This is a genomic window from Polynucleobacter sp. 73C-SIWE (assembly GCF_018882465.1).
Taxonomy (GTDB): domain Bacteria; phylum Pseudomonadota; class Gammaproteobacteria; order Burkholderiales; family Burkholderiaceae; genus Polynucleobacter.
On record NZ_JACVOK010000002.1, the window covers coordinates 487118 to 504517 of the forward strand.

At 43.6% G+C, this 17400-nt stretch carries 18 protein-coding genes and 2 tRNA genes; 9 read left to right on the forward strand and 11 right to left on the reverse strand.

Features of this window, described 5'->3' with window-relative positions:
- Positions 1–80: 80 nt before the first annotated feature.
- A complete protein-coding gene (locus ICN17_RS08755; RefSeq protein WP_216237106.1) occupies positions 81–1694 on the forward strand; it encodes an FMN-binding glutamate synthase family protein in 1614 nt (537 codons plus the stop codon).
- Between the two features lie 468 nt (positions 1695–2162).
- Here the strand turns inward: ICN17_RS08755 and ICN17_RS08760 are convergent, their stop codons facing one another.
- The 4 genes from ICN17_RS08760 to ICN17_RS08775 form a co-directional block, all read right to left on the reverse strand.
- Positions 2163–2423, reverse strand: a complete 261-nt coding sequence (locus tag ICN17_RS08760; RefSeq protein ID WP_216237108.1) for a hypothetical protein — start codon at positions 2421–2423, stop codon at positions 2163–2165.
- 11 nt (positions 2424–2434) lie between these two features.
- Entirely contained in the window at positions 2435–3013 is a 579-nt protein-coding gene (locus ICN17_RS08765; protein WP_216237110.1) for a hypothetical protein, read from the reverse strand.
- A 175-nt stretch (positions 3014–3188) separates the two neighbouring features.
- Positions 3189–3265 (reverse strand) — tRNA-Arg (locus ICN17_RS08770).
- 37 nt (positions 3266–3302) lie between these two features.
- Positions 3303–3379: transfer RNA gene (locus tag ICN17_RS08775), tRNA-Pro, on the reverse strand.
- 60 nt (positions 3380–3439) lie between these two features.
- Between ICN17_RS08775 and ICN17_RS08780 the strand changes: the two genes are divergently transcribed.
- On the forward strand, positions 3440–3808 hold the full coding sequence (locus ICN17_RS08780; protein WP_216237111.1) for a hypothetical protein: 369 nt from the start codon (positions 3440–3442) through the stop codon (positions 3806–3808).
- 81 nt (positions 3809–3889) lie between these two features.
- On the forward strand, positions 3890–5971 hold the full coding sequence (locus ICN17_RS08785; RefSeq protein WP_216237112.1) for a TonB-dependent receptor: 2082 nt from the start codon (positions 3890–3892) through the stop codon (positions 5969–5971).
- Here the strand turns inward: ICN17_RS08785 and ppk2 are convergent.
- Both ppk2 and ICN17_RS08795 read right to left on the reverse strand, forming a co-directional pair.
- On the reverse strand, positions 5968–6873 hold the full coding sequence (ppk2, locus tag ICN17_RS08790) for a polyphosphate kinase 2 (RefSeq protein WP_216237113.1): 906 nt from the start codon (positions 6871–6873) through the stop codon (positions 5968–5970). The genes ICN17_RS08785 and ppk2 overlap by 4 nt on opposite strands.
- 66 nt (positions 6874–6939) lie before the next feature.
- Positions 6940–7716, reverse strand: a complete 777-nt coding sequence (locus tag ICN17_RS08795) for a 1-acyl-sn-glycerol-3-phosphate acyltransferase (RefSeq protein WP_216237114.1) — start codon at positions 7714–7716, stop codon at positions 6940–6942.
- Between the two features lie 115 nt (positions 7717–7831).
- On the opposite strand from ICN17_RS08795, the gene ICN17_RS08800 reads away from it, so the two are divergent.
- Genes ICN17_RS08800 through ICN17_RS08815 form a run of 4 tightly spaced genes read left to right on the forward strand, consistent with a single transcriptional unit; the run spans position 7832 to position 11055 of the window.
- Positions 7832–8641, forward strand: a complete 810-nt coding sequence (locus ICN17_RS08800) for a UDP-2,3-diacylglucosamine diphosphatase (RefSeq protein WP_370625972.1) — start codon at positions 7832–7834, stop codon at positions 8639–8641.
- Positions 8638–9666, forward strand: coding sequence for a glycosyltransferase family 1 protein (locus ICN17_RS08805; protein WP_216237115.1), 1029 nt, complete (start codon positions 8638–8640; stop codon positions 9664–9666). The genes ICN17_RS08800 and ICN17_RS08805 overlap by 4 nt, the downstream gene beginning before the upstream one ends.
- Positions 9667–9679: 13 nt before the next feature.
- Complete coding sequence (locus ICN17_RS08810; protein WP_216237116.1) at positions 9680–10084, forward strand: diacylglycerol kinase; 405 nt, start codon at positions 9680–9682, stop codon at positions 10082–10084.
- Positions 10085–10128: 44 nt separating this feature from the next.
- Complete coding sequence (locus tag ICN17_RS08815; protein ID WP_216861829.1) at positions 10129–11055, forward strand: GNAT family N-acetyltransferase; 927 nt, start codon at positions 10129–10131, stop codon at positions 11053–11055.
- 8 nt (positions 11056–11063) lie between these two features.
- On the opposite strand, the gene ppx is transcribed toward ICN17_RS08815, so the two are convergent.
- From ppx to ICN17_RS08825, 3 genes are all read right to left on the reverse strand, one after another.
- A complete protein-coding gene (ppx, locus tag ICN17_RS08820) occupies positions 11064–12626 on the reverse strand; it encodes an exopolyphosphatase (protein WP_216237117.1) in 1563 nt (520 codons plus the stop codon).
- Positions 12627–12724: 98 nt separating this feature from the next.
- Complete coding sequence (locus ICN17_RS10435) at positions 12725–12937, reverse strand: GDCCVxC domain-containing (seleno)protein (protein WP_370625973.1); 213 nt, start codon at positions 12935–12937, stop codon at positions 12725–12727.
- 75 nt (positions 12938–13012) lie between these two features.
- On the reverse strand, positions 13013–14455 hold the full coding sequence (locus tag ICN17_RS08825; RefSeq protein ID WP_216237119.1) for a DUF2252 domain-containing protein: 1443 nt from the start codon (positions 14453–14455) through the stop codon (positions 13013–13015).
- A gap of 98 nt (positions 14456–14553) precedes the next feature.
- Between ICN17_RS08825 and ICN17_RS08830 the strand changes: the two genes are divergently transcribed.
- Both ICN17_RS08830 and ICN17_RS08835 read left to right on the forward strand, forming a co-directional pair.
- Positions 14554–15030, forward strand: a complete 477-nt coding sequence (locus tag ICN17_RS08830; RefSeq protein WP_216237122.1) for an MgtC/SapB family protein — start codon at positions 14554–14556, stop codon at positions 15028–15030.
- A gap of 82 nt (positions 15031–15112) precedes the next feature.
- Positions 15113–15313, forward strand: coding sequence for a hypothetical protein (locus ICN17_RS08835; RefSeq protein WP_087910038.1), 201 nt, complete (start codon positions 15113–15115; stop codon positions 15311–15313).
- Here the strand turns inward: ICN17_RS08835 and phoR are convergent.
- Together phoR and phoB are read right to left on the reverse strand one after the other, a co-directional pair.
- The gene (gene phoR, locus ICN17_RS08840; protein ID WP_216237123.1) at positions 15310–16614 is read right to left on the reverse strand and encodes a phosphate regulon sensor histidine kinase PhoR; all 1305 of its coding nucleotides are present in this window, start codon (positions 16612–16614) and stop codon (positions 15310–15312) included. The two genes, ICN17_RS08835 and phoR, sit on opposite strands and share 4 nt — an antisense overlap.
- Positions 16615–16678: 64 nt before the next feature.
- Positions 16679–17392 carry a phosphate regulon transcriptional regulator PhoB gene (gene phoB / locus ICN17_RS08845; RefSeq protein WP_216237125.1) on the reverse strand — a complete coding sequence of 238 codons (714 nt, stop codon included), beginning with the start codon at positions 17390–17392 and terminating at the stop codon, positions 16679–16681.
- Between the last annotated feature and the right edge of the window lie 8 nt (positions 17393–17400).

Genomic DNA, 17400 nt, shown 5'->3' on the forward strand with positions numbered 1-17400 from the left:
TTTAAAAATTACCCCGCAATAAAAGACTCTAAATCTGTTGCTTTTATTTGTATGATTAATAAACAAATTACAAGGAAAATATGACCCGTTACTTTATTTGGCAATTATCCGTAGTGCTCAGCATCTATTTTGGCTACTTACTTATTCTAGATAATTCCATAGCTAAAATTTGGTTTGCATTTTTTGTCTTTACAACTTTAGGTCTAGTTGGCGTAATGGACCAGATACAAAAAAAGCATGCGATTTTACGTAATTATCCAGTCATTGGGCATTTACGATTTTGGCTTGAATTTATTCGCCCTGAAGTGCGCCAGTACTTTTTGGAGTCGGATAGCGAAAAATTACCGTTTTCACGAAATCAACGCGCTTTGGTATATCAGCGCTCAAAGAATTTATCAGATCAGCGCCCTTTCGGAACAATTGAAAATGTCTATTCAAATGGACATGAGTGGCTAAGCTACTCTAATGCTCCATCGCAAATAGCAATTAATCTTAATAGCTTGCGAGTGAACATTGGAAATCAAAATTGCGCACAACCTTACTCAATTTCTATTTTTAATATTTCAGCGATGAGTTTTGGGTCTTTGTCGGCCAATGCAATTCTTGCATTAAATAAAGGTGCAAAACTAGGTGGCTTTGCTCAAGATACCGGCGAGGGATCGGTATCTAAATATCATAAAGTACATGACGGCGATCTCATATGGGAGATCGGCTCTGGTTACTTTGGCTGTCGATTTGATGATGGGCGGTTTGACCTAGAGAAGTTCGTTCAAGTTGCCGCTGACCCACAAATTAAAATGGTTGAGATTAAATTATCTCAGGGCGCAAAACCAGGTCACGGTGGAATTTTGCCAGCAGCCAAGATTACCGCTGAAATTGCCCAAACCCGTGGAGTGCCTATGGGGGTTGATTGTATTTCGCCTAGTCGGCATACCGCTTTTAACAATCCCGTTGAAATGCTCGAATTTATTACTACCTTAAGGGAAAAATCAAGTGGCAAGCCAGTTGGCATCAAGTTGTGCGTTGGAAAACCAGATGATTGGTTTGCTATCCTAAAGGCGATGATTGAAACAAGATTAGCTCCAGACTTTATTGTTGTTGACGGTAGCGAAGGAGGAACTGGAGCAGCTCCTGTTGAATTTATTGACCATATTGGGATGCCAATGCGGGATAGCCTGCGCTTGATTCACACTACATTGATTGCAGCAAATCTTCGAGATAGAGTGAAGATTGGCGCTGCAGGAAAAATCATTTCTGCATTTGACATTGTCAGGGTATGCTCAATAGGTGCTGATTGGTGCAATTCTGCAAGGGGTTTTATGTTTGCTATTGGGTGTATTCAATCTAGAACTTGTAATACGGATAAGTGTCCTACCGGAGTAGCAACCCAAAATCAGTTAAGGCAAAGAGCTCTAGACCCAGAAGATAAAGGTGATCGTGTTTATCATTACCATCAAAATACGCTTCACGCACTTTCAGAAATTCTAATGGCTGCAGGTTTGAACCATACCTCAGAGCTAAATCCAGAATTCATTATGAAGCGAGATGAAAATAGCATAGTGCAGCCATTTTCAAAGAATCTCATGCACATGGAAGCTGGCTCACTACTAGATCAATCACCAGAAATGGCATTTAGTGGTGATCAATGTTACTTGGCAAGCGCCTGGATAAAGGCTAATCCGAGATTTTGGTAGAAATTACAGCTTAAAATTATGCGCTGCACTGACATAGGGTATTTCTGAGTGCAATCTGCGTAGATCCCAAAAAGTGGCCTGCCCAGCACGATTCGAACGTGCGACCTACGCCTTAAAACTTCACTATGCTGAGGCCCTGCCAGAACTCTCAGGGTACTTACACCGCATTTGCTCTATACCTCTGGACCGTATTCAATAATCAGTGAAAGCCGTACATGACAATTGATAGTTAATTTGATCTATCCGCGTAATTTGGCATTGGCCACCAGCGGCCAGAAATTTTCCCGTTCCACCCACGATAGAAAAGGTATTTGTAACCTGCTGGTTCATAAGGCCGAGAGTTCCCGTATATGTTCCAACACCCAGAATCACAATCGAGTCCTGACCATCGCCGAACGAATAATTAACGAAAAGTAAACGCTTATCGCCAGCGTTTAATCTTTCAGATACCCTCGTATTCGCATCAAATCAGCCAACTTGAACACCCTTTTTATCCCATAAAGTCCCGCTACCAGCGATCACATCATCCACAGATGGCCCTGGGGCGCCTGAGTCAACAACAATTCGGCTATCAAAACGCGATACAAATGCTATTTCGTATTTAATGGGATTAAGCTGGGGAACCTTGCTTGAGCTAATGATGTAACTTGGCTGACCACTGGCATATGTTGCTGATCCACTGCTAATAATCAAAACAGTAACAAGAGCAATTCGCATCCAAATCATCATCGTTTGATTTCCTAAACGGAAGGGGTGAAATTTCCAAGACACTCAGCAAGTACCCGTACCCGCTTATAGCCACCAGCAGCGATTCCTCCATTAGTAACGTCAAATGAGAGTGCGTTATTAGTTAGCTTAGCGTTAATTAACATTAGTTTTGCAATGCCCTCATCACTGCCTGATGTACGAGTTGTATCTTTAGGCGCTCTTACCAATGGTGCCTTAGCAAGATGGGTATTCTTTGGATTTGAATCAGTGCCCATATGAAATATCACAACAGCATTAAAACCATCTGCATTCCATAGCTTTTTCTGATCTTTCATTACATTACAAGAGTTCCAGGCTTTAGAAAATTCAGCGACAGGATAGGCTTCAAGCGTACGGATTGTTTTATGAAGTCCAGCTGAAAATCCCACTAATTTATCAACATCATGTAATGTCAGCACCGATTTACCATTTACTAAAGTGACAGTTGCCGTAGGAGCAACTAATTCAAGTATGGCAGGCTCGCCATACTGATTCATGAGATTTAAATTATTCGCAAAAGAACTGTGACATACAAGCAATAAAGAACATAAAAGAGGTTTAATGAATTTCATACCTATCTCCAAAATTAGTAATTGATGCGATTGCACTGCGGCAAATGAAGTAGAACACACATATTCAACTACTGTATTACAAGTTATTGTTCAAATAATGGTTCCAACTAACCTGCTGATTAAGTTGAACTATCTGCTAAATGCAAGCTTTAACTCAATTTGTTTAAAGCATACTTGGCCTGCCCAGCACGATTCGAACGTGCGACCTACGCCTTAGAAGGGCGTTGCTCTATCCAGCTGAGCTATGGGCAGTTATATGCTGGGTATTTCTAGAACAATAAGGGGAAAGTGGTCGGAGTACAAGGATTCGAACCTTGGACCCCCTGCTCCCAAAGCAGGTGCGCTACCAGGCTGCGCTACACTCCGACGGAATCGATATTCTACACCGAGAGGGCTCTTTCGGGCAAATCCTGTAAGATTCGGGACATGGTTGCCTATTTTTCCAGCAAATATCTGAAGCGTTTTCAAGCTGCTTTTTCAGTAGCTTTGCTCCTTTTTTGCCTTTTGGGAACCCACTGGGTTGGCTTTAGCCACAGCATTTCTCATGCTGGCTTACATAGCCAGAGTGTTGAGCAGTGCTCTGCTGATGATTCTGTTGGTGGCGTTACCCATAGCTCAGATGCATGCCATTTATTTGACGCACTGACATTAGCTGGATTCGTGCCAGTTGCCGACACTGATGCAGTTCGTCATTCTGCTCATACCCCTGCGAAGATCGCTTCAGTAGATCTAGTTCTCATTGAATCTGTTACTGCCTCTTATCAGTCGCGCGCACCCCCTGCTTTCATTCTGTAATCGTTATAGCTGCCTAGATCTTTTTTAGGCTTTCGATTAATACAGCATCTGATAGGTGTTGTATGGAGTGAGAGATTACCAATGAATCACAAACATACTCTGTTTGTTTATAAAACAGTTTTATCTTTTTCTATTTATGGATTTCTATTTAGCTCGGCTGAAGCACAAATACCAAATCTAGAAATTACTGCTACTGGATCTCAAGAAGCTACTCAAAGCATCTTGACACCAACTAAGGTTTTGCAGGGCGATGAATTACTCAATAAATTGGGAACAACGCTGGGGGCAACTCTTGCAAATGAATTAGGCGTCTCTGCTACTGGCTATGGCGCTGGCTCTTCTCGTCCGGTCATACGTGGCCTAGAGGGTTCACGAGTACAAATCCTACAAAATGGCCTATCTGTTGGAGATGTATCTAATATCTCCCAAGATCATGCAGTTGGTAACAATATGCAAAATGCCCACCAAGTTGAAATTCTGCGTGGGGCTGCAGCCCTGCTCTATGGCTCAGGCTCAAGCGGTGGCTTAGTGAATGTGGTGAATGACCGTATTCTGACTAATCTTCCTGATAGACCAACGGGTGCAATTAATACAAGCTATGAAACTGTTAATAATGGACGTGCTGGATCACTTGAGGTTGATGGTGCCATCGGATCAGTAGCCGTACACGTAGATACCGCAATTAATAATGCCAACAATTACCGCATACCTGGCAGCTCGACACAGTCACAAGGTGAACCTGTCGGCGGTTGGACAGTTCCAGAAGGTGGAAATGGGGGTAACAACTACACAGGAAAACTTCCCAATACCTTTAGCAATCAAAACAATTTGGGAGTTGGAGTTTCTTATATAGGAAAAAACGGTTACACCGGTGTATCGGTTGAGCGTTTAAATAATAACTATGGCATTCCGACACCTGAAGGTGGATCAATTAATCAGTCACAGAATCGTTATGACTTTCAGCATCAAACGCGCGACCCTTTTGCTGGCTTCTCATCATTCAAATTTAGTGCTGCCAATAGTAATTACAACCATACTGAATTTACCAATACTGGCGAAGCAGCATCTCTGTGGAAGAATATTGCCAATGAAGCACGTTTTGAATTAGCCCACAATCCAATTGCTGGCTGGAAAGGCACCTTTGGAGCGCAAGTTTCTGCTGCATCACTCAATGCCAGCGAAGTAGGTACCGGAAGCTATGCGATCGTACCGCCCACCAAGACTAACTCGAATGCCCTCTTCTGGATTGAGGAAGGCAAATGGAATTCGCTTCAAGGTAACCTTGGTCTGCGTTATAACAACGTGGCACAAAAGCCGAATCTGGGAACCGAGTTAGTATCTGAACCCGTCGATACCGGTGTAATGCCAACCATCGCCTTGCAAAACCGCAACTTTAATTTAATGTCCTACTCTGCAGGAGGTTTATGGAACTTTATGCAAGGTCATGGTGTCGGTGTAGCTTATACCGTTTCACAACGAGCGCCTAGTGCGCAAGAGCTCTACTCCTATGGTGCTCATGAATCTACTGCTACTTTTGATATTGGCAATCCGAATCTCAATAAGGAAACATCACATAATCTAGAGTTCAATATTCAAAGGACAGGTGGCTTATTGCGTGGTAAAGCTAGCATCTATGCCAATCGCTTTAATAACTATATTTATGGCTATTACACTGGTCAATCTGTTCCGGATGTTGAGAATTTTTCTGTAGTAGTCGCTCAACAGGCAGCGGCAACCATTAAGGGTATTGAAGGTGAATTGACCTATAACTGGCGCGAGCAAGGTCTTGGCGCTAGAGTTTTTGGTGATGCTTCGCAAGGAAGCTTTGATGCGGGTGGTAATTTACCCCTACAACCAGCACCAAGACTTGGCGCTGAGATAGCGCATCAACGCAATGGCTGGCTCACTAATGCGACTTATATCTATAGCTATCAGCAAAACCGCCTGGCAAGCTGGGAACAAGGTCCAGCACCAAGTTACAACCTATTAAATGCTGGCATCTCGTATACAGAAAAAATTCAGCAGGTGAATTGGACTGTTTATCTCAATATGAAGAACTTACTCAATGAGCAGATTCGGTATGCAACAACTCCAATGGCTGTGAGACTGTATGCACCACAGCCAGGAAGAAGCTTCATGGTTGGGCTAAGGGGTACGTTTTAATAGAGATCTGGCACATACATCTCAGGAGGCACGGGTCCACGTAAGTAATCCGGATTGTGGACTCGAGCTGGCAGCGTGATCTCAGGATGTGCAATTTCGTGATACGGAATTTGAGTCAAGAGATGGCTGATGCAATTTAAGCGAGCTTTTTTCTTATCGTTTGCTGCAACAACCCACCATGGTGCCTCAGGAATATGCGTACGCTCTAGCATGGTCTCTTTAGCTTTAGTGTAAGCCTCCCAAAGGCGACGAGCCTCAAGATCCATAGGACTTAACTTCCACTGCTTTAAAGGATCATGAATTCGCATCATAAATCGGTTGTACTGTTCATCATCGGAAATGGAGAACCAATACTTGATCAGAATGATTCCAGAGCTAATCATCATGCGCTCTAAGTCAGGAACTGTTCTGAGGAATTCTTCATATTCTTTCTTGGTGCAGAATCCCATGACTTTTTCAACGCCAGCTCGGTTGTACCAGCTGCGATCAAAAAGGACTATCTCCCCGCCTGCAGGAAGTTGAGATATGTAACGCTGGAAATACCACTGAGTTCTTTCACGTTCATTTGGTGCTGGTAAGGCAACAACTTTACATACGCGTGGATTCAAACGCTGGGAAATACGCTTAATCGCGCCACCCTTACCTGCTGAATCACGTCCTTCAAATAAAACGGCAACCTTCACTTTATTAGCAACTACCCAGTCTTGTAATTTGACTAGCTCGCTTTGGAGTCTGAATAACTCTTTGAAGTAAACATTGCGGGGAACCGTTGAATTGCCGTCGCCATCAACTGAGAGGCGGCCATCATCCATCTCCATCTCAAGCTCTTCATCCATGCTATCCAGAATTTCTTCTTGAGCACGTTGGTACCACTCGGCCATCTCTTTATGTTTTGATGTCATACGCTTTATATCATCCTTATATTCATACTTTTAGAATAAATATATGACATATTTATTACAACTAGTTTAATTGCAGTTTTTTGCTAAGTATTGAGCTATTTGCTCCTGACTATGCAGTGCTAGACCTTTTCGATCTAATGCCTGACCTGATTTTGCTTTGATAGGCGAAAAGAATGTTAATTCTACCCGTAGTCTTCGATTTTTCAATATGCTGGCCATAGAGCCTATTAAGCCCATATCTCCGATAAAAGCAGGAACTTCAGAATGTTCACCGGTAATTCGATCGAAATACGCTAGAGCAAGAGTACATACCGGAACCCCTGCTTGAGCGGCTGCTTCAAATAAATTAGGCTTAAAGGTCTGAACACTTTTGCCGATGGTAGAAGTACCTTCAGGAAAAATACAAATAGACTGAGTTTTTAATAGCACAGCCATATCAGTAACAACCTGCCTGGCATGTCTTGAGCTCTCTCTATTGATAAAAACCGTTCCTAGTTGTTTTGCCATCCATCCAAAAATTGGCCACCGCTCAACTTCAGACTTGGCTACAAAGCGAATCGGTTTGAAAGCATTAATCGCATGAATATCCATCCAGGAAACGTGATTAGATGCTAGTAAATATGTGGAGTCCGGAAGAGTGTCAGCATTATTAACTTGCAACTGAATACCAAAAATCTTCAATAGTCGTTTTGACCATCTTTGGATATGTTGCTTTTTGCTATTAGCATTTAGGAATGGAAAAAGTACTAGCAAGGTCATTACTCCGCGCAATACATGTAACCACACTAGAAACCAGAGTGTGATGTATAGAAGAAATGGGGTAGCACGTTGCGAGGATTGCATTGTATGTGTCATATTGGCTGGCTATATTCACTATCGTAAATCATATATGGATCGTCATAAAAGTGTCTTAGAACTGTCATGATGCTTACACAGTCACTTGGCTTAATGTTGTTTCATGATGCATTACAGAGCCATCTGGATTTCAGACGTACACCTAGGAACATCAGGGTGTCAGGCAAACTACCTCCTCGATTTCTTAAAGCACAACGAGGCTGACAAGTTCTATTTGGTAGGCGATATTATCGATGGCTGGAGGCTGAAAAAATCATTTTACTGGCCGCAAGCCCATAATGACGTTGTTCAAAAGCTATTACGTAAGGCTCGTAAAGGCTCTGAAGTTATCTATGTCCCAGGCAATCATGATGAAAGTGCCAGACAATTCTTTGGCCTCTCTTTTGGTGATGTCAAAGTAGTCGAAGAATGCATTCATACAACCCTAGACGGCAGAAAGCTCTGGGTAACCCATGGCGACTTATTTGACGGAGTAATGCAGTACGCTAAATGGTTAGCCTATGTAGGCGATACGCTTTATTCCTTCATTCTGTATATCAATCGATATTTCAATATGCTGCGGGTCAAGATGGGTTTGCAATACTGGTCCCTGTCTCAATACCTCAAGCACCAAGTGAAGAATGCCGTCAGCTATATTGCCGACTTTGAACACATTATGGCCAGAGAAGCGCGTCTGCGCGGCTGTGATGGCGTTGTTTGTGGTCATATTCACAAAGCCGAGATCCGTGAAATTGACGGCCTACTCTATTGCAATGATGGTGATTGGGTAGAGAGCCTCACTGCATTAGTTGAAACCCATACCGGTGAGCTCAAAATTATTCATTGGCCACACATTAAAGGTGAGCCACTAGAGGTTCCTGAAATTTCTTTCCAACCTGCCGTTCAACCACTCATCAAAGAGGCTGCGCTATGAAAATTATGATCATCACCGATGCATGGGATCCACAGGTAAATGGTGTTGTTCGCACCTTAAAACAAACTCGTGCTGAATTAACCGCGATGGGTCATGAAGTAGAAATGATTACCCCAAACGGTTTCAAATCCATTCCCTGCCCTACCTATCCAGATATTGCACTCTCTCTATTTCCAGGTAAAGAAGTGGCGCGCCGTATTAAAGAATTCGCACCAGATGCAATGCATATTGCAACTGAGGGTCCACTAGGGCTATCTGCACGCGCGTATGCTGTGAAGAATGACCTCCCCTTCTCTACTGCTTATCACACACGCTTTCCTGAGTATGTAAAAGCTCGTACTGGCATTCCTCTCGGGATTACCTATGCATTTATACGTTGGTTTCATGGCCCATCAATGGCGGTAATGGCACCAACCATTGTCGTGAAAGATGATTTAGAAAAGTATGGCCTGCGCAATGTAGTACTGTGGTCAAGAGGCGTAGATCTTGATGTATTTAAGATGCAAGAATCAAAGGCTCTCAATACTGCCCATCCAATTTTTTTATATGTCGGTCGAGTTGCCGTAGAAAAGAATATCAATGCATTTCTAGAAATCGACTTACCAGGCTCAAAGTGGGTAGTTGGTGATGGCCCTGCGATGGCTGGCATCAAGGAAAAATATCCTGAGATTAACTATCTAGGCGTTTTGCAACAACATGAATTGGCTAAGGTTTATGCGGCTGCCGATGTCTTTGTGTTCCCCAGCAAAACCGATACCTTTGGCTTAGTACTACTTGAAGCAATGGCCTGCGGCACTCCTGTGGCTGCCTATCCAGTAACTGGCCCTATTGATGTCTTGGGCGACTCCCCAGCTGGTGCTATGCATGAAGATTTGCGGGAAGCTTGTATTGCAGCATTAAAGATTCCGCGTGAAGTAGCCCGTGCGCATGCTGAGAAATTCTCATGGAAAGCTGCTTCTGAGCAATTCGTAAATCATCTCAAGCCAGTTCCATCACCTGAAGTACACGTGACAGCACTAGCTTAAAAGAAGGCATCAATTGAATTCCAAATACCACATTAATCAAAATCCTCATAAAGGTAATCGAGGATTAACTAGGGCTTGGCACGCTGCTAAAAACTCTTGGTGTGGTTTGGTTTACGCTTTTTTAGAGGAAAGCGCATTCAGGCAAGAGCTCACCCTATTTGCAATATTGACCCCAGTAGCTTTTTACCTACCAACTACCAACTTAGAAAAGGCTTTACTTATTTCTTCCTTGATTATGGTGCTGGTTGTGGAATTATTAAATTCTAGCGTAGAGGCTGCTATTGATCGCATCTCCTTTGAACATCATGATTTATCCAAAAGAGCCAAAGATTTTGGCTCAGCAGCTGTGATGCTAGCCCTATTCATTGCCCTTTTAATGTGGTCTGCAGTATGCATTCCGCTTGTCTTAAAACTGTAATAAACGACCTCTACAGTCATACAAACATTCAATAAGGCTTACTTATGTCAGATATTCCGAACCCAATTGGCGCCTTTGAAATTTTCTCCATCAGAAAAGAGAAAAAACTTGCTGCCCCAAAATCTAATCCATTTAAGAAGCTTTCTAAAAAGCTAGCCAAGAAGCTCTTTGGTAAGAAATTTGCTACTAAAGCACGTGCAGAGATTGCTGCAGTTGAAATAACACCTATAGTAAACCCAGTTACTAAAGCGAAAAAGCCATCATTTCAAATTGAATGGGCCAGTTCTACAAACGAAGTTAAAGAAGCCCAAAGATTACGTTACAAAGTATTTGCGGAAGAAATGGGTGCAAACCTCTCTCAAAATGCAGAAGGTCTAGATATTGATGAATTCGATGCATACTGTGATCATTTATTAATCCGCGACCAAGATACCTTAAAAGTAGTTGGCACCTATCGCGTATTGCCTCCACATAAAGCCCAAGAGATAGGTCGCTTATATTCTGATGCGGAATTTGATCTATCCCGTTTAGATCATTTACGCCCAAAATTGGTTGAATTAGGTCGCTCATGTGTCCACCAAGACTATCGCTCTGGTGCGGTCATCATGGCCTTATGGAGTGGTTTAGCACAATACATGCAAAAAAATGGTTATGAAATCATGCTTGGCTGTGCCAGTATTCCGATGGCTGATGGTGGCCACTTTGCAGCGAGCTTGTACAACTCTCTCAATGACGATCAAATGGCGCCAACGGAGTTTCATGCCTTCCCTCGCCTCCCACTGCCATTAGATAAGCTAAACGGTGGATTAGAAGTTGACGCCCCTCCACTAATTAAAGGCTACCTCAAGCTTGGCGCTAAGATTTGCAGTTCACCAGCCTGGGATCCAGACTTTAATACAGCAGACTTGCTAACCATGTTGCGCTTATCGGATATCAATCCACGTTACGCAAAACACTTCTTAGGTTTGTAATCTCGTTTTTACTTCAAACTGAGTTCGTAAGAGCGGCCGATACGAGACCATTCGGCCGCTTCTTTTAGTAGGCTGAACTCTGTTAAGGGGTGGGTTTGGGCCCATTCTTTAGAAATGCATACCTGGTAAGCACCATCATTTTCAGAAACTTTTACCTTCGGTAAGTCTTCATCACTTCTTCCACGACAAAGCACTTGGGCTAGTCGCAGGCAAAACAACATCCGCCAATCATGAAAGCCAGCATTGTTTGCAAGCTTACCTAATTTGCCGGTATGACCAATCAAGAGTGCAGCTAAGCGGGCTTGATCGTTTTTGGAAAAGCCTGGCATGTCAGCATTGCCTGCTATGTAGGCAGAATGTTTGTGATACCCATTATGAGAAATAGATAGACCAATCTCATGTAAATTAGCAGCCCATTGCAAAAGTGCAACATTATCTGCCCTGCTCTCTGCATCTGGTTTAGGTAATTGCTGCAAGAATTCAGAAGCTAACTTTCCAACGCGGGTTGCTTGTTCACGATCTGCGGAATACCGCTGCATAAACTGCTCAACGGTTACATAACGCATGTCATGATGTTGAGAGCGTCCTAGAAGGTCATAGAGCACGCCAGTACGCAAAGCAGCATCGGTAACTTCCATCTCTTCGATACCGAGCTCATCAAATACAGCCAACATAATGGCTAAGCCACCAGGCCAGACAGCCCTTCGATCATCCTTCAGTCCTATTAACTCAACTTGACTGATATGTTCGTATTTGAGTAGGTGCTTTTTCATGGCACGTAAGCTATCGCGCGTAATGAGACCACTAGAAGTATTCACACCCCCTAAAGTCAAACCATCACTATGGCCTTTGAAGTCATTGGCAGCAATTAATTCAGCAAGGGCTCTGGCGGTACCAGAGGAGCCAATCGCTTGTTTCCAGCCGCTCTTCAAATATGCCCCTGCAATAACCTGGATCTCTCGCCTAGCTGCTAATTCAGCTTCTTTAAAAGCATGAGAATCAATACTACCTTTAGGGAAAAAACGCATGCTATGGGAAACGCAGCCGATATACAAACTTTCCATCAGTTTGGGCTCATAACCCTTGCCGATAATAAATTCGGTAGATCCCCCACCAATATCGACTACCAGACGATTGCCGTGAACTGCTGGAACCTCATGGGCTGCACCGATATAAATCAATCGTGCCTCTTCAACTCCTGCGATGACCTCAATCGGAAAACCTAAAGCCTCTTGCGCATCTTTTACAAATTGCGGGGCATTCTTAGCAACACGTAAGGTGTTCGTAGCTACTGCGCGGACGTTAGATGGGTCGAAGCCTCGAATGCGTTCGCCAAAGCGCCTGATCGATGTTAAGCCCCTTTGATAGGCATCATTACCTAAGAGTTTGTTTTCAGTAAGACCTGCTGCTAGTCGAACTGAATCACGCAAGGTATCTATAGGACGAAGTTGCATTCCCGATGGCGTATTAACAGCCTGAGCAACCAACATACGAAAACTGTTGGATCCCAAATCTACTGCTGCAACTAAGTCGCCAGAAGAAGATACGGAGTCGTCAGAATGAATTGCCAAAATAGTCCCTAAAAATACATAATCTATCGAATATGTCTATTTTATGAAATATCCATGACACATTGATGAAATTACAGCTCAGTCTAATAGGGATAAGGCTATGCGGCTAGGTTTTGTTCTGCGCTAGAACAATCTAGGTCTCCAAAGCTACAAAAAATACAGCAATCACCTGATTTGGGTTTCAAGATAGCGTTACAAGCGCGGCAACGATACAGATGCTGAGAGGATCCTCTTGGAATCTCCAGAGTCTCTGTCGCCTGGCAGTACGGACAAGTAATGGTCGAGTGTTGTTTTTCTAGGGACGTATTCACAAGACCATATTGAACCGTGGATATTTCAGGAATATGTCAGACCCCATCCAGCTCAATGACAATACCTTTTCAACTTTAAAGAGCCGTTTTTTTGCTTGCCGCCTTCAATCTGCCACTCTTGACGGCCTTCGAAAATACCTCGAAATCCTGTTGGTTCTGCTTTGCATAAGACCTAGCAAAAGAATATAAGGCCTCAGTCAGCTCCTTGGACTGGCCGCAATACCCTGCAATCATGGCAGCATCACCTGAGCGTGCGTGACCTAGGGCCAAGGCCCATCCAAAAAGCTTTGCATAGTCTGGGAAGTTCTTTAAAGATACTCCTCCTGTACCAATACCAATACCGCCCTTCATATCGCGTAATTGGCGCAAATAGAATCCCTGACTCTTGTTGATATCGTATTGAACTGAACCAAAGTTTAAGAAAATATCTGGCGCACCCTGAAGCAGTCGCTGACCCGCGACTACACGATGACCCATATCACGATAAATAGAATCACCTAAGTAAGGTGTGAGGACAGATTTTTGAGATTCTTTGTACTGCAAGAATAATGGGTCGTGTTCGCTATCACCTTCAAAATACAAGACCATACAATTAGTACCAACACTGCCAACGCCGACAACTTTCCTAGCGTAATCTTTAAGCGAGTAGCGTTGAAATAAAATTTGTCGATCTACGAGCAAGGTGCTGGAATAATTTAATAGCGCTTTATCGATCAACGTTATCAAATGGACTCCATAAGCATCTTTCTTGAAATGCTCAACTAATGGAGGTCTATTAATAATCTTACGATTCTTACCAACTAATGTCGTGAGACTCTGAAGTACCTGAATATTGCCCTGCCCTTTTGTCTCTTTCAAGTAGGCATCAAGATTCCTCTGATGCTCCTTGCTAAAGTGCTTGCGGATATCCTTTTCGCCAATAAATACTTGGGCTAAATCTAAATAGGGCATTCTGGCGTATTCATCCATGCGCTTTTGGTATTCAAAAACGATGCGATAAACCAGCTTTTTACCTAATGCTTTATCGCCCCCCATGCTATCCGAGGCAATCACCGCACTTGCGACTAAACGTTTGATATCCCACTCCCAGCTACCAGGCAGCGTTTCATCAAAATCATTAATCCCAAATACCAACCGATGCTCAGCGGTACCGAATAAACCAAAGTTCGATACGTGCATATCGCCGCAAAGCTGAACAGTCACATTTGTTGTAGGCTGATTGGCTAAGTCCTGAGCCATGATGGCAGCACCACCTCGAAAAAAAGCAAATGGGGACTGCAGCATGCGCTCATAACGAATAGGAATCAAAGACGCAATACGTTGACTAGCCTGTGCCTCCAATATTGTTACTGGGTCGATTCGGTTCTTGGGAGGCGTGTATTTGCCCTGTTCAGCAAAGCTCACTGCCTTACGTAAAGCCTTGCCGTCAGCCATACGCTTTTTAATACTGGGGCGCGGGTCTTTGAATGACTCAACAGACCTCAGGACGGCAAATTGTGGTTTCTGCTCTAAAGACATCGGGGGCTACCTAAGTATTCAACTGATCTACTTATGTTAATGCCTAAGAAAGAGCTGGGATACACTGAGCCAACAAATACTTTTCTACGGAAATAAGCATGCAGGATTTCAATCTATACGGCACTATGGTCCTAAGACTAGCTTTTGCCCTGCTTGTTGGGACTATTCTTGGCCTCAATCGGTGGTTGCACCACAAGTCTGCCGGTATACGCACACACTCTTTGGTTGCAATTGGGTCTGCCACAGCGATTATGCTGATTAGCGACTTCGTACAGGATGATGCTCAGGCAGTCAGCCGTGTTTTGCAAGGATTGATTACTGGTCTCGGCTTTTTGGGTGCTGGGGTGATTATTCATGAGCAGCACTCCAGACGGGTTCATGGTCTCACTACTGCAGCCAGTCTTTGGGCTTGCGCCCTAATTGGGGCTGCCTTTGGTGCAGGGCAGTTTGTATTAGGAGGATTGGCTCTAGGAGCTATCCTACTTACCCTTGCCTTGGGAGGCCCCTTAGAAAGACTTTTTGCACGGCTGAATGGGGTTAAAAGGAGCTCTGAAATCTCAGGTGATCCAGACTAAATCGGCCTTAAAACGCTAAAAAACGTGTTTTGTCATATTTCTTTGATAGGATTGCTTTTCCTAGAAATAATAAGCTAAAGCCATGAGTGAATATCGATACGAAGATGCAGTAAAACAGCTACAAGAAAGTGGCGCTATTGGCCTTGTTGACCTTAAAAGCCTCCCTCATGATGATCTTGTAGAGCTCCTTGAGGAAATTAAAGTTTGGTGCCTATACGCTGGCGGGAAAACGGAAAAACTCCCTAAAGAGTCCAAAAAGAAGAAAAAGAAGAAAAAGGATTAAGCCTCAGGGGTTAGGCGTTCCCTGGGAAAGCACAACTTAAAAGTACTCCCTTTTCCTGGCGTACTTTCAATGGCTAATTGCGCTTGATGTCGACTAGCAATATGTTTGACGATTGCAAGACCAAGTCCCGTACCCCCCGTATCACGAGAACGACTTCTATCTACCCGGTAAAAACGCTCTGTAAGTCTTGATAGGTGCTCTGAGGCAATCCCTGGACCAGTATCAGTTACGGAGAACTCTCCCAGTCCGTCTGCATTAACGCTCCACTTAACGTGAATGTCGCCAGCATCAGGCGTATAGCGGATGGCGTTCGATACCAAATTGCTAAATGCAGAAAGTATTTCACGTTCTTCGCCCAAGATATCTTGTTTGCTAAGGGCTTCAAAAGTAAAGCTATGATGGCCGTGAGACAAAGCTTCTGCATCGTTTTTAAGTAAAGCCATTGATGTTTCAATATTGACCTTATTTGTCGCCGCCGGCAATGAATTAGCTTCTAAATTGGCAAGCGTTAATAAGTCTTCCACCAAACTCTTCATGCGTTGCGCTTGAGACATCATCATCTCAAAATACTGATCGCGCTGACCTTTTTCAAGTTCCAAAGATTGAACTGTTTCAAGAAATCCCATCAGGACCGTGATTGGAGTTCTCATTTCATGAGATACATTAGCAACGAAATCGCGGCGCATGGCATCCGCCTTTTGGAGATCAGTTACGTTTTGTACCAACAGTAAATGGCGCCGGTTACCAAAAGGAAAGGCTTGTAACATCAAGCTAAGGCTACTGTCCGGACCCATTCGCTCAAGTAACAATGGCTCATCAAAGCTACGTTTATTGAGATATTGAATAAATTCTGGCCGACGAATTAAAAAATTAATCCGCTGCATCACATCTCGCTTAAAAACCAATCCAAAGAATCGTTCAGCAATACTATTACACCATTCGATCTGATCATCCTGATCAAGCATCAAGATTCCATTTGGTGATGCTTGAAACGCCTCTATAAAGTGATCATGCTGCTGCTCGATATTGCGCATTCTTTGCTTTAGAGTTTTAACTAAACGTTGAAGTTTAAAAAATATCTCTTCCCAAAGACCACTCGGCAGAGGCATGATCTCAACCGAATCAGATTGAATGTATTTACTTAATTTTGCTAGATTGATGTAGGAATAGACTAAAGGAATAGATAAAAAGGCTACTCCAGTCAGAATGGCTAATTCAGCACCCCAGTTGTATAAGACAATAAATGCGCCTATAAGCGCAAGGCAAACTAGGAAAATGAAGCGAGATAAAGCAGAAATCATGGTGCAATCTTAGACGATCTCTAAAAAGCTCCAAAAAATGGCCCAGAAACCTGGCTAGGTAGGCCTAGGTCTCAGTCGGCGTTTTGGTGATGCGGTAGCCACTACCCCTGACAGTCTCAATAAAGCGATCGCAATCAACGGGGGTCAATGCAGCCCTTAAGCGCTTAATGTGGACGTCTACAGTGCGCTCTTCGATATAAACTTCATTACCCCATACCTTATCGAGTAAGTTGGTGCGGGAATGAACGCGCTCTGGGTTAGCCATAAAGAATTGCAGCAGGCGATACTCTGTAGGACCTAAAGCAACTGGCTTAGGCTCACAATTAGGCCAAACAGCCAAGACTCGATGGGAGCTGGGATCCAGTTTTAGGGGGCCAATAGAAAGTGGGCCGATATCATCTATAGGGGTCTGCCGACGCAGTAAAGCTTTGACCCGTGCGATTAATTCCTTCGGTGAAAAAGGCTTGGTGACATAGTCATCCGCACCAGAATCTAAGCCCATTACCTTATCTGCCTCTTCACTCTTTGCAGTTAACATCAAAATGGGTAAGCCTCTAGTGCGTTCGTTTGCCCGTAATTCTTTTGCAAACTGAACACCGGACTTACCGGGAAGCATCCAATCAAGGATAACCATACTAGGCAAGCGATCCTTCATCATTGCCACGGCAAGATCAGTTTGCATTGCCCTTTCTACTTCATAACCAGAATGGGTTAGATTAATTGCAATCAACTCTGCAATTGATGGCTCATCTTCAACTATTAGTATGCGGTGAGTCATAGTAGGTA